Raw genomic sequence first — 14235 nt, forward strand, 5'->3', positions numbered from 1 at the left:
TCCTTTCTGCTGCCGGTCGTATTTCCGGACTTTCACCTTATAGAACGTACACCCGTTGGACGCATCAAAAAAGAAGCTGCACACTAATCACTTAGTGTGGCAGCCCCCTCTTTCCCTGCTGAAATATTCTATTTCTTTAGTTTTCTGCCTCAATCCCCTTATAGAAAATATCCGCTTATCTGACAAGGTGATCAGTCATCCTCCTCCGGGACCAGCTCCGTAGTCTCATTCTTAGGCGGCATGGCAAAGGAGAAAATAATAAATCCAATCAGCCCCGCGATCAGCCCCGGTATAATGGGCTGGCTGAATTTGACTCCAAACAGCACGCCTCCGGAAATATGCTCTAAATATACTACCACAATGGTTCCTGCTATGAGAGAAGCAATGGTTCCCGCTGATGACGCCTTTTTCCAGTAATGCCCCATAACATAAGGGAAGAACGAGCCTGCAGCCCGAAGGGTAAAGCAAAACATGAGAATGGATACGATGCTCTGGGTATTAAACAGGGCAATGAACATGGAGGCCACGCCTACCAGACACATAACGATTTTTGTGACTCTCATGACAGACTGGCTGGAAGCATCCGGCTTTAACACGGCCTTATAAATATCATTGGAGAAGATGGACCCTGCTCCCAAAAGATCGGAATCCGAACTTGACATGGTTGCTGAGATAATGCCGGAAAACAAAAGTCCGCAGACCACTGCTGGCATGGTGTTGATTGCCAGGATCGGAAGCGCATATCTGGCTCCCACCTCTGCAAACTGCTCAGAATTAAATTTCCCCATATTCATCAGTGCCAGGGTAATGACTCCCAGAATTGTGGGAATAAAGGCATAGATGAAGTTGATAAGGGCTGCCAGCCAGGCTCCGCCTTTTGCTGCCTTCTCATCCTTGGCCGCATAAAAACGGGATACCGCCTCCTGCCCCACGGAGAATGTAGCTGTGTACATGATGATAAGGGAAATGATTCCGAATAAATCATAGCCCTGGAACATGCTTAAGGTTCCCTCCGGAATATTAGCCGTCACATTTTCCCAGCCTCCTGCAAACCGGAGCGCAAAAGGTACTGCAATGATCATTCCGATAACAATGAGAAACACCTGGACAAAGTCCGTCAGGGTAACACTCCATAAGCCTCCCATAATGGAGTAGACCGTTACCACTACCGCCACGATGATGACTGCCACCTGGTAATCTATGCCCAGCATGGTGGACAAAATAACCGCTGATGCAATAAACTGTCCCGCCGTAAGCCCTACCAGGGGCAAAAGCATGATAACAGCCGTAATGATGCCGCAGGACTTATTATAACGCCTTCGGAAATATTCCGGTACCGTCTTAACCGTTGCAGCCCTGAACCGGGGCGCAATAAAGCTTAAAATGGCAAATGCGATCCCCATGGTGATTATGTACCAGGAAGCACTGAGTCCAAAGCCTGACATCCCGTTCTGCACCACTCCAAGGGAACTTCCCCCGCCGATTTCCGTAGCAGCCAGCGTTCCGGCCATGAGAAGCGGCCCAAGGCGGCGTCCAGCCACCAGAAAGTCTGTACTGGTAGAAATCTTGGAGGATGAATACCAACCGATCCACAGCATGAGCAGCAGATAAATGATAACAATAGCAGTAACAACAACATTTGCTCCCATAAAAAACCCCTCCTGTTTTTATATGAAAATTCTTTTATGAATCCAGTTTAACACATTCACAGGGCAGGGCACACAACCGATTCTGCCGATTTCCCACCAAATATGCAGATTCTTTCTCTCCGCTTGACTTCTCTGAAAAATCTCAATAAAATGGAATGAGATCGGAGGGACTTTTCTATGCTGCGTATTGCCATCTGTGACGACAGCAGAGAGGACAGGAAGAGGATTCTTGACTTTGTGCGCGACTACTATAAAAAGCATGATATGGATGCTCAGATTGATGATTTTGAAACCGCCGGAACATTGCTTTCCGCGGAAGAAACCTATGACATCTATCTTCTGGATGTCATCATGCCTGACATGACCGGCATTGAAGCCGCCAAAAGGCTGGTGAAAAAGAAAGAAGCTCCTGTAATCATATTCATCACCTCATCCTTAGAATCCGCCGTAGACGGTTACCGGGTCAATGCTTCAGGCTTTGTCTTAAAGCCCCTGGCGGAAAAGGATTTTGAGGAAACCTTAAAACGGGTCATGGAACAAAACTTTAAATCCAGGGAAGCTGCGATTTCCATCATACATAACCGGGTTCCCATGGAGCTTAAGCTAAGCCGGATCCTGTACTTTGAAAACAGGCTGCACCGGGTCTACATTGTCCTTAAAAACGGGGAGGTTCTTTCCATCCACCAAAAGCTCAATGAGCTTCAGGAGGAATTAAAGCCTCAGACCTGCTTTCTCCGCTGCCACCAAAGCTATATTGTAAACTTGAACCACGTGGAAGCTTTGGAAGCCACGGGCTTTGTGATGACAAACGGGGATATGGTCCCTGTTTCCCGCAATTTTTACAAGGAATGCAAATACGTTTACTATCATTTTCAATTGAAGTGAGGCAGCCATGAACGAAGCAGCATGTAATGTTATATTAAATCTGATCAATCTGGCAGTCCGCATGATGCCTATTTTTGTCTGTCTGGAGCCAAAAAGGAAGAACCGGGAAAACATCGCGGCAGTATCCGTTTATCTCTGGGTCATCATGGTATCCCTCCAATCTCTGTTTCACATCAGGGAACCGGTGTTTCTCTTCGTCCAGGGGATCTTCTCCTGCCTCTTTTTTCTCCTTCTTCTCATATTTTTTAACGGAGAGCTGATAAAAAAGGTATTTCTTTACTTATCCGCCTGGCTTTTTGCAGTCTTATCCATGTCATTAAACGAGTTTGCCGCCTCGGTTTTGGGAAAATCCATATTCCTTTCCTACAGTCAGATCTGCGTCATCGTTTCCTTCCTGTCCGCCTGCGGATTTTATATTTTTGTCCGTTACTGGCTAAAGGATAGGACCGGTCAGCTTTTTATCCAGCTGTCCAGACGCTCCCATCTGCTCCTTGCCGCGTATCCGGCTATTTCCCTGGCCATTTCCCTGTTTGGCACCTCCACCATCTTTTCCAGAGAATCCCTTGCAAAAAGAGGGTTTGAAGATGTGGTTTTCTATCTTGCCTTCTGCACCATGATCCTGGTGCTTTATGTCATGATCCTGGACGGCACCCTGGAAGCTGTATCCAGAAAGAAAACAGAGGAAGAGCTTATATTTGCCAGGCAGCTCATCGGAAAGCAGAGAGAGCATTACAACCAGATGCTGGAACATGCAGATGAGCTTCGGATCATCCGCCACGATTTCAGGCACCATATCCACGCCCTTCTCCATATGGACAAAGATCAGCAGAGAAAATACTTACTTGATCTAAACAAGGAGTTAGATACCCCAAAAGAGCAAAATTACTGTGAAAATCCTGCCGTCAACCAGGTCCTTCAGGAATACGGCACCCGCTGCCAGGAAAACCAGATCGAATTCGTGGCAAGTCTGGATATATCCGCCCACATCCCAATCGATGACTTAACTCTTTGCATTGTCATCGGCAATCTTATGGAAAACTCCATGGAAGCCTGCTTAAAGCTTAAGGAAAACCGCTTTATCCATTTGCAGGCAAGGTGGATGCAGGATCATCTCATGATGCTTGCGGAAAATTCCTACAACGGCCAGATCAGAGAAAGCGGAGGAAAGCTTTTGTCCAGCAAACAGGATGGAGGCCTGGGGCTGTTAAGCATCCGCAGGATATTAAACCGGCCGGGAGATGACTTTGACATATGCTTTAACGATACCACCTTTACGGCCATGGTAAATATCATGGACCGCTCCGGCATCTGACCGGCTGGGGGACTGATGAGATGGCCGCAGGAATCCTTGCATCAAAGTTTTCCAAGGTGGTTGACGGAATTTATCAGACCATTAACATCATGGAAAATGATGAAAACAAGAAACGGATTGCAAAAAATCCGGAAGAATGCGGGATTCCATTTGATGTGAAATATCAGTATAATTACTATAAGGACTGTTAGAACAAATTTAAGATTCTGAAAAAAACAAGCATGAAAAATTACCGGGAAAACCGATATGTTTCATGCTTGTTTTAATTTCCGCCTTTCGTCACAGCCAAGGCATCTAACGCTTAACCTTTGGCCAGTATCAAAGCCGTATCCAGCGCTGAGAATGCGGGACGTTTCATGATGATCCTGGGAAATTCACTATGAATGACTAAAGACAATTCCGTTCCCATTATCTTATTTTTTAACAGCACACTTCCCCAGAACCATAATTCCACAGGCTTTTCTCCCTCATACTTGTAAAGTCCGGCCTTATAATAAACATCTCTGACAAGAGTCAGCAGTTCATCCCTGCACTCCTTAAGAATCTCTGATCCTGCTTCCTCACCCATATCACAGGCCTTTTCTGCAAGGATTGCATAAGAGGCAATTTCCGACTTCTCCATAAGCCTGTCATTGACAAAACCATTGATCTCATCTAATGTTGTTAAGCCGCTTTTCTCTGAAAACAACTGATACAGCACAGGACACTTCTGCCTTCCGTCAATATGATTGGCAGCCGCTCTTATTACCTTCATCCCCATGTGAAAACCGCTTCCCTCATCACTGAGTACATGTCCCCAGCCTCCGCAGCGAACAATCTCCCCGGATTCCCCTCTTGCAAATGCGATGGAGCCGGTACCGCTTACCAGCACAATGGCCGGTCCGGAGGACATATGAAGAAAAATTTCACAATCATTATGGACTGTTATGCTTTCCTGTTTAAACCCCATTTCCATAAAAGATCTTCTGCATTCCTCTTCCTGCCTTTTGGAATCAATTCCGCTGGCGGCAACGCAAACCTTGATACAGTCTTCTGCCTTCAAATGATTTTCCTCCAGGACAGGCAGAATCAGGCTGCGGTATTTTTCATTGCACAGCTTAAATCCATCTGTATTCATGGTACCTCCCGCACCATAAAACTCTCCAATGACTTTGCCCTCAGCGGACTCGATCTTCATTCGTGCAACCGTTCCGCCTATGTCTAAACCAGCATAGTATTTCATAATACCCTCCTAAATTAAGCTTTTGTATTCATTACCTGATAAAAATCATGGAATTTGGGGGTATCGCATTCAATACATTTCCGCTCCGACCCATAAACACTCATAACCTGAAAAGCAAGCAAAGCCTGGAACATGGAAAAGTAGGGTTCTCTGCTTCCGGTCAGATTCAGGACATGACTGCCCCTCTCCCAATCCAGGGAGGTTATGACAAAATTAATACAGCCCTTTTCTCTGGAATACCTCTCCAAGACTGCCATACGGTCTGAATTATGAGTCCCGGCAGGCAGAAACAGATTGCACATTCCCGGCTCTATGGTATTGTTAATCCCATGCAAGTACTCTTCAAATTCATAAGCTGCGGCAGGTACATACAAGGTTTCCAGGATTTTTAAAGCCCCTTCCTGGGCCGCATAATATCCGGCTTCCTCTGATATGAGGGTAAAATGCGGCATGGACGAAAGCAGATCTTCATTTCTTTTACAAAATTCCATGGAAGCCTCTATATTGAAAGGAGCTGCCTCTATGGATTTGTTTATTTCATCCAAGAAATGATGAAACTGTCCTTCCTCCACCCGGTTCCATAGCTGCCCCAGAATCAGACCCATAAGAGACAGAGTCAAAACCGTTCCTGTCATTCCCTTTGTCTTGGGCCCTACGGCTTCCTCACCGCATGGGATCAGCTGGTGCATGCTTCCATGTAAAGCAACAGGTGACTTAGGATCTGACGTTGCCGTTATAACTGTAAATCCATGTTCCCTCCACTCTTTTACAGCAGATATGGTAGAAGTACTTTTACCTGATTGCGAGGAAGCAATGACAAGAGTATCTTCCGGCTTTAAAACCTTTCTAAAACCATTTAAACGGGTGGGTACTGCTGCAGTTGTTTCAATTCCAAGAATGTTCTCCATAAAATCTGCTGCTGCCATTGACGCAATATAAGAGCTGCCTGAACCAATGAGCAGAATTCGCTTTACAGGTCTGATTCCATATTCCTTCAGCTCCCGGAATATCTCCTCCCTTTCCTTTACAATTTTTCCCCATACTGCAGGTTGTTCCTTCAAGTATTCCATCATTTTCTGTGCCATGTGTTCCTCCTTATAGAAAGCTGAAAATCGTTTGACTGGCTGTAGTTCTAATGCTATGATTCTAGTATAATGATACCTCAGAAGGGAGCTTTGCCTTGAACCAGTACATGCCAAGATATCTTAAAACCAAAAACCGTATGATGATTTTTGATTTATTCCGCAACCAGCATCTTATGAGCCGGGCAGAACTGGTCCGCATCACAGGCATCAGCTTTCCCACTGTTTCAAAAATTGTTGATAAGCTGCTGGAACTGGGCATTGTCATTGAGCTGGAAGAGACAGAACAAAGCTCAGGAGCAGGGCGGAAGGGCCACCTCCTCAAGTTCAATCCAAGAGCCTGCTATGCCATTGGCATTGAGTTTGAAGGCCAGGTTGTTCATCTGGGCCTGGTGGATATGCTGGGCACCTGCCAGTACTGCAGATCCATTTATCTTCCTGCTCAGAATCATACTTTGAAATTATCTAAGCTGACAAAGGAAATCAATACCTTAATGTCTTTGGCTGACAATGACCACATTCCGGTTCTGGGTATTGGAATCGGTTTTCCTGCCATGATTAACCCGGAAACTAACAGCATCATTCATATGTCAGGAATGAATATTGATCATGAGGTTCCGTTTGAAGATGCATTTTCTGAATTCGCCTCATCTTTGACCGTTCCCTTTTTCCTTGATAATGATGTGAAGTTCGCCTGTCAGGGAGAAGCTTTCTTACGCCGCAAGAACCCGGAATACCAGGATCTGATATATTTCACCCTGGGCACAGGCTGCGGTGTCAGCTACATGATGAACGGCGAGCTGTGGTATGGTGCCACTCACAAATCAGGAGAGATCGGAAACATGATGATCAGTTCCTGCCAGATACCGGGAACAGAGGTGCCAGAACCAACCACATTCGAACAGCTGATTAACTTAGAAGCCATCTATAAGCATTTCCAGATCAGCCTCCAGCAAAATCCGGGCCTGCCGGAGTCCATACGGGAAGATATTATTAATTATCTCTGCCCCTATTTAAGCTTTACCCTTGCCAACATATCCTATCTCCTGGATATCCAGCACTGTGTGCTGACAGGAATTGTGCCCCTTGCTTTAGGAGAAGGTTTACTGCAGAAAATACAGGATACAGTCCGCACCACCCTGACACACAACACCCTTCTGATCGAGCCTTCCATCAGCCGTGACGCAGGCATTATCGGCGCTGCGGTCACAGTGTTTAACAAACGTCTGGAGGCTCTGTTTAAAGATTAATTCCTATATCTGTTTATAAGCCTGTGCAAGAATAAACCATGATACATGAGGAATCCATTGCTCCGCCCAGCGCCAGTTATCATTGACTGTGCCTCCTGGTTCCCGGATCAATGCGATTCCTTCTTCATTGTCCTCATCGCTGGTGATTCCATTGCAGATGCCTCCCAGACAATTCATAAAATCATACCGGTCTTTGAAACTCATAAGGAAAACAGCAGGCATAAGGCCATGGCTGCCGCCAGGATCCAGGATATGGATATTATGCTTCCTATCTGAGTTGTGGAAAAACCAATCTGAGCCAGATATAAATTTAAATATGTATTATAAATTGCCTGACCTGAAAAAAATACAAGATAAACACAGAACAGTCCCTTGGGAAAGCTCATGCTTTTCTTTTCCTCTTCCATTACACAACCTCATTCAATTATTTAACTTTATTTAATAATTATATATTGCAAACAGTATATCATAGGCAAAATGGAAATTCAAGTCAATGATTATGGTATTTTTTTATGATTTTTTCTTTATTTTCATGTATATAATGCACAATATCACATATCTCTCAAACTGTTTTTTATTCGGATTTTCTACGAAATTTGATTCGTCTTTACACCTTCATCTTATTTTCGGGACTATTTTTAAAGTTTCTTAACTATTATTTACCTGCCTGCAGACAGCAGAATTTCTACAGAAAAAAGGGTATGCCAAATGCTCTGTGCTCTATTACACAGTTTCTTTGACATACCCCTTATTGTTTAAACAACCGTATCCGGATGGCATCAGGATATCTTTTCTTATGGCATGAACCGCCAAATCAATCTATTCTCTCTGCCTTCTCATTGCATTCACAATGGATAATAAAATGACCGAACCCACAACGGAAACGACCAGGCTCCAGATGTTAAATCCGGTAATGCCGGTTCCTCCCAGGAGGCCCATGATCAATCCGCCGATCAATCCGCCGGCAATTCCTACCAAAATATTGGCACCAGCCCCCATACTTTTATTATTACCGGTGAACATACTGGCAATCCAACCTGCAAGAGCACCAATAATAATCCAACTTATAATTCCCATGTTTATTTCCTCTCTTTCAAAGCTTTATTTATAATGAAAATTTCATTATTTGTGTGATGATCTGTCAATTAATACAGATCTTTATCAGAACCAAAAAAGCATCCGCGCATTGACATACGGGATCCCAAGTATCAGTTTTTATCCTCACCAGGTATTTATAGTTAGATTGTGCCATATTTGCATTTTTTATACACGAAGTTAAAATTTTTCCTCCCAATGATAAAAAAGCCGCCGGTTCCTCAGTTTAACAAATCACTGAGGAGCCGGCGGAAAACTGTTTCTTCCAGTTTGTTTTATTTTTATTGCTTTTTATTGCTTTTCATTACTCTTTCATATCAGCGATCTGATTCCCCGCTCTGCTGCATCATGTCCACCTTCCCCATAATTTCCTCAAGCCGTCTGGTTTCTTCATCAGTCACGGGAAGGACCGGCTTCCGGCAATGATCCCTGATTCCCACGCCTCTCAGCATCATAGCCTTTTTCAATATCGGAACAAAGAACGGGTTAATATCGTAGATGCCCATCAGGATGTCTACCTTCTTCTGGAGCGCGAACGACAAACTCCAATCGTTCCGGTTAACCGCATCCTGCCACTGGGTCATGAGTTCCGGGTATACGTTGGACAGCCCTCCGATGCAGCCGGCGCCTCCGCAAGCGGCATTATGTATCAGGTTTTCATCAAAGCCGCAGTAGACTTGAAAATCCGGAAATTCTTCCCGCACCGTTGTCAGCAAGGCTCTGGTGTGGCCCATCTCTGAAACAGAATCCTTAAGTCCCACAATATTCTTATGCTTCCGCAGCAGCCGCAGCACGATCTCCGGCCTGACGTCATATCCCGTTCTGTCAGGAAAATTATAGATATAGACAGGGCCTGCAATGTTCTTTGCCGCTTCATCGTAAAAATTCTCCAGGGATGCGTCATCCAGAGTAAAATAATAAGGGCTGATCAGCATCACTCCGTCCGCACCTGCTTTAAGGGCGTAATCGCTTAAGTCCAATGTTTCCTCCATGGTGCTGCAGGCTGTTCCGAAGAACAACTTTGCCCGTTTATTGACATATGGAACTGCCATATCGATCAAAGCTTTCTTTTGCTCCATGTCCATGGTATAAAATTCACCGCTGCTTCCCAAAATCAGCAGACCCTTGATCCCGCCGTTAATCAGATGGTCATATATTTGTTTATTGCCGTCTAAATCCAATTCTCCGTGTTCATTAAATGCTGTTACAACCGGAGTGTAAAAACTCACTTCCATAGGAGCACCTCTTTCTAATGTTAATCACAGCTAGCTTATACTGTTTGTCAGCTTGCCGATTCCCTCAATTTCACAGGTCACTGTATCGCCCTTTTTCATATAACGAGGCGGCGCAAATCCCATTCCCACACCGGACGGGGTCCCTGTTGCAATGATATCCCCGCATTCCAGCGTGAAGCCTTCCGACAGCTCAGATATCAGGGAAGGGATATCATGAATAAAGTTCCTTGTGTTGGAGTGCTGGCGCAGTTCTCCGTTTACCACGCTTTTTACTGCCAGTTCCACCGGGAAGGGAAATTCTTCTTTTCCTGCAATCACCGGCCCCATGGCCGCACAGGTGTCCAGACTCTTCCCGTAAAACCACTGTCCGTGCAGGGTCTGAAGATTTCTGAAAGAGATGTCATTGAATACAGAGTATCCGAAAATATAATCTTCTGCCTTTTCAGCCGGAATATTTTTTCCGGTCTTTCCGATGATTACTGCCAGCTCCACTTCATAATCCAGCCCTTCATCCAGATCCGGCCGGCTGATGATCTCTTCACCGGGCCCTGTGATGCGAATGGCCCGCTTGGAGAAATACACGGCCTTTAAAGGTGTCTGAAACTCATTCGTTCCAAGATGTTCTTTTGTCTCCTTTAAGTGATCCTCATAATTAACGCCTACACAGATGATATCGTGTACCGGCCGCTCAATCGGCACAAGGACTTTTACGGAATCCAGATCATACATCTCACTTGTTTTGGATTCATAATCCAGGCATGACAGTTCTTCCATTCCACCGGCTGTTCCCGCATACCGTATCACTTCAATCATATCTTCCGATATCAGTCCGGGAATTACCGATTGCAGCGGCAGGATTCTGCAGTTTTCTAAAAGGATTCCGATTTTGACACTCTCACCTGGGGGCACAAATCTGATATATTTCATAAAATGCCTTTTTCCTTCATTATAATAGTTTCTACATGTAGTTACAGACTCTGGCAATAGCCATCTCCGTATATCCCAATGCCTCAGCCTTTGTAAGCTTGCCGTCGGATACCAGCTTCATCTCTGTCAGCAGTTCATCCCCCAGCTTTTCCAGAGTCTTTGTTCCATAGATATAGGGGCTTGCGTCAATATCAATATTATCCACCATATTGGCATAGGTCTCCCGATTTCCCGTAATCTTGATCACCGGAACAATGGGATTGCCGGTAGGAGTCCCTCTTCCCGTGGAAAACAGACAGATCTGACAGCCGCCGGCAACCATTCCGGCTACTGACGAGGGATCATTTCCAGGGGTATCCATGATTACCAGACCCATATTTTTGTCCACCTGTTTCCCATAATCATAGACTTCATTGACAGGGGTATGCCCACCTTTGTGGATGCAGCCCAGGGATTTTTCTTCCAGTGTGGTCAGCCCGCCTTCCTTATTTCCGGGAGAAGGATTGCCTTCACGGACGTCATGGCCCACCAGCTTTATGGCATGTTCGTAATCATGTACGATCTGGTAGATCCGGTCACTGACCCGCTTATCCTTACCCCGCTGTGCCAAAATATGCTCTGCTCCAATAAATTCCGTGGTTTCTGATAAAATCGAGGTTCCCCCTATTTCCACCATCCGGTCGCTGATTTCACCGATCAGGACATTGGACGCAAGGCCGGAGGTAGGATCTGAACCGCCGCATTCTGTTCCTACAATCAGCTCAGACATGCTGAATTCTTCCTTTTGCAGCGCAGATGCATCCATTGCCATTTTTCTGGCTGCACGGACGGCCTTTTCTATGGTTGCAATGGTACCGCCGTTTTCCTGAATCACAAAATGTTCAATCGGTTTGTTGGTCCGCTCCTTGATCGCCTCCAGAACCAGATCCATCTGGCAGTTTTCGCATCCCAGGGAGATTACTACTGTTCCGTATACATTGGGGTTCGCCGCGTATCCTGCCATAACATCCATGGTGAACTGCTGATCGGAAGGAACCTGGGAGCAGCCGTTTTGATTGTTAAAGGTAACGGCGCCCTCCACTTGGGATGCAATGATTCTGGTTGTATCCGAGGCACAGACACTTGCAGGGAGAATCAGCAGTTTGTTGCGGATGCCGATCCTTCCGTCTGGTCTTTTATAACCCATAAAAGTCATTTCTTTCATTGTCTTCTTATCCATAATAACAGCCTCCTGTATGCAGTTTATAATTGCTCTCTGTGATTTTCAACATTGTGGACGTGTACATGCTGGCCTGCATGAATATCAGTCCCCGACAGACCGATATGCTCACCGTATTTAACCACAGGCTCACCTTTTTCCATGTCTTTGATTGCGAACTTATGATAAATCGGAATTGGAGTCAAGGCTGTCAGTTTATGTAATTCGCCATTCTTGTCTAACCAGGCAAGGGTACTGCCAACTTCCACAGGCTCGATGGCCACTGCAACAGTATCTTTCTCATCAATGATCATTGCGTTTGTTGTAACTTCACTCATCTTGTTCATCCTCCTTTTATTTTTCTTAATTATTTTCCGCCGGTACATGCAGGCCGGCTTCAGCTTCCAGCGGCATCTGGGGGCTTCCATACTTCTTTACCCAGTAGCTGGTCATCAAAGGAGCCAGAATTGCCGTAACAACGACTGCTGCTGCCACCTGGGCCGTTGCACCTGCCACATAGGGCTCCAGGGCCGGGTCAGCCAACGCCACCACAGCAGGTACGGCCACCGCATTGCCGGCGGTTGTGGCAACCGCCCACCCCGCATATCCGGGGCGTTTTCCGATTACCCTGTCGCAGAATACGATAAACGCGCCTCCAATAAATACGGTAACTAATCCCAGAAGCACTCCGGGCGCGCCGCCCCTGACTACATTCATAAGATTAATACCAGCGCCCAGTGTCAATCCCACGAAAGGAATCAGCACAGAACCAGCCGGGGATACGAATTTAGAGAAGTTCTTATCCAGATTACCGAGAATCATTCCTACTAAAATCGGTATAATGGTTGCAATCAGTGCTTTAAAAGGAATATTAGCCAATCCAGAGGCCCCCAGCGCTATCATGGTAAAAAACGGTCCGTCATTTAATGCCAGCAACGCCATGGCTCCGCCATCCACATCATCCCCGTAGGTCTGCATCAATGCAAGGTAAACAGAGCCATTGCTGTTTGTCACCGCGCTGATAATTGCCAAGGCTGATAAACCTAACACGCCTGCCGGACCAAAGAGTTTGCCAACCACAATACCAATGGCCGCTCCGATAAAAAATTTAGAAAGCAACAGGATGCCGCCTCTCTTCAGAACCTTTCCAATATCACTGATCTGTAAGGTGGTGCCCAGACAGACCAGCTGGATTCCCATGGCGGTTGCTGCTCCGGCATTTGAAAAGGTGGCTGTTGTCAAAGAGCCCAGTTGAAGTGCCGCAGGGAAAAACGTATTTAAAATAGCCCCGATCAGCAATGGAACAATCATCATTCCGGCTGGAACTTTCTTTAGAAAATTCATTATCATAATTTTACTCCCTTTCATTTTATATGTATTTACGTACGTTATGCGCATTTTCGTACACCTTAATGAAAGAATATATTTATTTTCCATAAATGTCAATACGCTTTTTACATTTCTGACATAATATACATATATTTCCTATTTATATTGTTTATTTTTACCAATGGCTTTCTTGAAATTGACTTTGGTATAATAGACACAGCAATGATGGATAAAGGAGCAGACCATGCCTAATATTGAGCACAAACCAACGGAACGCGTTTTAAATATTTTAGAGCTGCTGGCGGCAAATCCATCCGGCCTCAGCATGTCGGATATTGCCAAAAATATTGATTCACCCAAGACGACCATCGCCCCTATTCTTCACACAATGGCCAGCAGGAATTTTATTGCATTTCATAAAAATACAAATTTGTATACGATTGGAATTGAGACCTATCTTTCAGGGCTTACTTACTATGGCGAAAAAAGTGTCATGCAGTTCATAAAGACAGAGATGGAATATGCAGTGAATGAGACAAACGAGATATGCCAGTTCGGCATCCGCTCCGAAGACAGTGTTCTGTATATCGCAAAGGTGGATTCCAAAGAAGCCATCCGTCTTTCTTCCAGAGTCGGCAAACGGTTCCCGCTTTATTGTACAGCGATTGGAAAAGCATTGCTGTATCAGGCCCCCTTTGAAAAAGTAAGGAGTCTTTATCCAAACGGCCTTCAGCCTCTTACCGAATATACCATCACAGACTTCCACCGTTTGTTTCAAGAGCTGGAGGAACTCAATGCCAACAAATTTGCTTATGAGAAGAGGGAAACCAACACGGACATCTGCTGCTATGCCACCCCTATCTGCTGTAATCAGAAAACCATTGCAAGCGTGTCCATCAGCGTTCCTACTTACCGTGACACGCCGGAAAAGGCCGTACAAATCAGGGATGTTTTAAAGCGGATCGGCAACACAATCGAGCAGTATCTGTTTGAGAACAATTTAGACGAGAATACATTTTGTGCTTATGACAGTTTGTGATCAAAGGGCAGG

The 14235-nt window shown here is 45.4% G+C and carries 16 protein-coding genes; 5 read left to right on the forward strand and 11 right to left on the reverse strand.

Annotated features, from left to right (window positions below; genetic code table 11):
• Positions 1–191 precede the first annotated feature (191 nt).
• Positions 192–1649 carry a sodium:solute symporter family protein gene (locus K401_RS0107070; RefSeq protein ID WP_024292301.1) on the reverse strand — a complete coding sequence of 486 codons (1458 nt, stop codon included), beginning with the start codon at positions 1647–1649 and terminating at the stop codon, positions 192–194.
• Positions 1650–1826: 177 nt separating this feature from the next.
• Between K401_RS0107070 and K401_RS0107075 the strand changes: the two genes are divergently transcribed.
• Genes K401_RS0107075 through K401_RS32755 form a run of 3 tightly spaced genes read left to right on the forward strand, consistent with a single transcriptional unit; the run spans position 1827 to position 4037 of the window.
• The gene (locus K401_RS0107075) at positions 1827–2534 is read left to right on the forward strand and encodes a LytR/AlgR family response regulator transcription factor (protein ID WP_024292302.1); all 708 of its coding nucleotides are present in this window, start codon (positions 1827–1829) and stop codon (positions 2532–2534) included.
• A gap of 7 nt (positions 2535–2541) precedes the next feature.
• Positions 2542–3846: a GHKL domain-containing protein gene (locus K401_RS0107080; protein WP_024292303.1), complete on the forward strand. Its 1305-nt coding sequence runs from the start codon at positions 2542–2544 to the stop codon at positions 3844–3846.
• A gap of 20 nt (positions 3847–3866) precedes the next feature.
• The gene (locus tag K401_RS32755; protein ID WP_156945251.1) at positions 3867–4037 is read left to right on the forward strand and encodes a hypothetical protein; all 171 of its coding nucleotides are present in this window, start codon (positions 3867–3869) and stop codon (positions 4035–4037) included.
• Positions 4038–4147: 110 nt separating this feature from the next.
• On the opposite strand, the gene K401_RS0107090 is transcribed toward K401_RS32755, so the two are convergent.
• Entirely contained in the window at positions 4148–5068 is a 921-nt protein-coding gene (locus K401_RS0107090) for a BadF/BadG/BcrA/BcrD ATPase family protein (RefSeq protein ID WP_024292304.1), read from the reverse strand.
• Positions 5069–5082: 14 nt separating this feature from the next.
• A complete protein-coding gene (locus K401_RS0107095; protein WP_024292305.1) occupies positions 5083–6153 on the reverse strand; it encodes an SIS domain-containing protein in 1071 nt (356 codons plus the stop codon).
• Between the two features lie 95 nt (positions 6154–6248).
• On the opposite strand from K401_RS0107095, the gene K401_RS0107100 reads away from it, so the two are divergent.
• Complete coding sequence (locus tag K401_RS0107100) at positions 6249–7400, forward strand: ROK family transcriptional regulator (protein WP_024292306.1); 1152 nt, start codon at positions 6249–6251, stop codon at positions 7398–7400.
• A 3-nt stretch (positions 7401–7403) separates the two neighbouring features.
• Here K401_RS0107100 and K401_RS0107105 read toward each other — a convergent pair whose 3' ends face one another.
• The 8 genes from K401_RS0107105 to K401_RS0107140 all read right to left on the reverse strand — a co-directional run bounded on the left by K401_RS0107105 (position 7404) and on the right by K401_RS0107140 (position 13205).
• Positions 7404–7604: a hypothetical protein gene (locus tag K401_RS0107105; protein ID WP_024292307.1), complete on the reverse strand. Its 201-nt coding sequence runs from the start codon at positions 7602–7604 to the stop codon at positions 7404–7406.
• Positions 7601–7807 (reverse strand): hypothetical protein, encoded by a 207-nt coding sequence (locus K401_RS0107110; RefSeq protein ID WP_024292308.1) that lies wholly within the window; start codon positions 7805–7807, stop codon positions 7601–7603. Before K401_RS0107110 ends, K401_RS0107105 begins: the two co-directional genes overlap by 4 nt.
• A gap of 412 nt (positions 7808–8219) precedes the next feature.
• The gene (locus K401_RS0107115) at positions 8220–8477 is read right to left on the reverse strand and encodes a GlsB/YeaQ/YmgE family stress response membrane protein (protein ID WP_024292309.1); all 258 of its coding nucleotides are present in this window, start codon (positions 8475–8477) and stop codon (positions 8220–8222) included.
• 335 nt (positions 8478–8812) lie between these two features.
• A complete protein-coding gene (locus tag K401_RS0107120) occupies positions 8813–9730 on the reverse strand; it encodes a dihydrodipicolinate synthase family protein (protein WP_024292310.1) in 918 nt (305 codons plus the stop codon).
• 30 nt (positions 9731–9760) lie between these two features.
• Entirely contained in the window at positions 9761–10657 is an 897-nt protein-coding gene (locus tag K401_RS0107125; protein WP_024292311.1) for a fumarylacetoacetate hydrolase family protein, read from the reverse strand.
• 31 nt (positions 10658–10688) lie between these two features.
• Positions 10689–11876 (reverse strand): UxaA family hydrolase, encoded by a 1188-nt coding sequence (locus tag K401_RS0107130; RefSeq protein ID WP_330363140.1) that lies wholly within the window; start codon positions 11874–11876, stop codon positions 10689–10691.
• Between the two features lie 23 nt (positions 11877–11899).
• On the reverse strand, positions 11900–12193 hold the full coding sequence (locus K401_RS0107135) for a UxaA family hydrolase (RefSeq protein ID WP_024292313.1): 294 nt from the start codon (positions 12191–12193) through the stop codon (positions 11900–11902).
• A gap of 25 nt (positions 12194–12218) precedes the next feature.
• Positions 12219–13205: a 2-keto-3-deoxygluconate permease gene (locus K401_RS0107140; RefSeq protein ID WP_024292314.1), complete on the reverse strand. Its 987-nt coding sequence runs from the start codon at positions 13203–13205 to the stop codon at positions 12219–12221.
• A gap of 223 nt (positions 13206–13428) precedes the next feature.
• Between K401_RS0107140 and K401_RS0107145 the strand changes: the two genes are divergently transcribed.
• Positions 13429–14223, forward strand: a complete 795-nt coding sequence (locus K401_RS0107145; protein WP_024292315.1) for an IclR family transcriptional regulator — start codon at positions 13429–13431, stop codon at positions 14221–14223.
• Positions 14224–14235: the final 12 nt, after the last annotated feature.

It is taken from the genome of Lacrimispora indolis DSM 755 (assembly GCF_000526995.1).
GTDB lineage: Bacteria > Bacillota > Clostridia > Lachnospirales > Lachnospiraceae > Lacrimispora > Lacrimispora indolis.

What these genes read in the sequence shown, in the direction of transcription:
- K401_RS0107070 (WP_024292301.1), bottom strand. Translation starts at nt 1,649, where the DNA reads ATGGGAGCAAATGTTGTTGTTACTGCTATTGTTATCATTTATCTGCTG.
- K401_RS0107075 (WP_024292302.1), top strand. Translation starts at nt 1,827, where the DNA reads ATGCTGCGTATTGCCATCTGTGACGACAGCAGAGAGGACAGGAAGAGG.
- K401_RS0107080 (WP_024292303.1), top strand. Translation starts at nt 2,542, where the DNA reads ATGAACGAAGCAGCATGTAATGTTATATTAAATCTGATCAATCTGGCA.
- K401_RS32755 (WP_156945251.1), top strand. Translation starts at nt 3,867, where the DNA reads ATGGCCGCAGGAATCCTTGCATCAAAGTTTTCCAAGGTGGTTGACGGA.
- K401_RS0107090 (WP_024292304.1), bottom strand. Translation starts at nt 5,068, where the DNA reads ATGAAATACTATGCTGGTTTAGACATAGGCGGAACGGTTGCACGAATG.
- K401_RS0107095 (WP_024292305.1), bottom strand. Translation starts at nt 6,153, where the DNA reads ATGGCACAGAAAATGATGGAATACTTGAAGGAACAACCTGCAGTATGG.
- K401_RS0107105 (WP_024292307.1), bottom strand. Translation starts at nt 7,604, where the DNA reads ATGAGTTTCAAAGACCGGTATGATTTTATGAATTGTCTGGGAGGCATC.
- K401_RS0107110 (WP_024292308.1), bottom strand. Translation starts at nt 7,807, where the DNA reads ATGGAAGAGGAAAAGAAAAGCATGAGCTTTCCCAAGGGACTGTTCTGT.
- K401_RS0107115 (WP_024292309.1), bottom strand. Translation starts at nt 8,477, where the DNA reads ATGGGAATTATAAGTTGGATTATTATTGGTGCTCTTGCAGGTTGGATT.
- K401_RS0107120 (WP_024292310.1), bottom strand. Translation starts at nt 9,730, where the DNA reads ATGGAAGTGAGTTTTTACACTCCGGTTGTAACAGCATTTAATGAACAC.
- K401_RS0107125 (WP_024292311.1), bottom strand. Translation starts at nt 10,657, where the DNA reads ATGAAATATATCAGATTTGTGCCCCCAGGTGAGAGTGTCAAAATCGGA.
- K401_RS0107130 (WP_330363140.1), bottom strand. Translation starts at nt 11,876, where the DNA reads ATGGATAAGAAGACAATGAAAGAAATGACTTTTATGGGTTATAAAAGA.
- K401_RS0107135 (WP_024292313.1), bottom strand. Translation starts at nt 12,193, where the DNA reads ATGAGTGAAGTTACAACAAACGCAATGATCATTGATGAGAAAGATACT.
- K401_RS0107140 (WP_024292314.1), bottom strand. Translation starts at nt 13,205, where the DNA reads ATGATAATGAATTTTCTAAAGAAAGTTCCAGCCGGAATGATGATTGTT.
- K401_RS0107145 (WP_024292315.1), top strand. Translation starts at nt 13,429, where the DNA reads ATGCCTAATATTGAGCACAAACCAACGGAACGCGTTTTAAATATTTTA.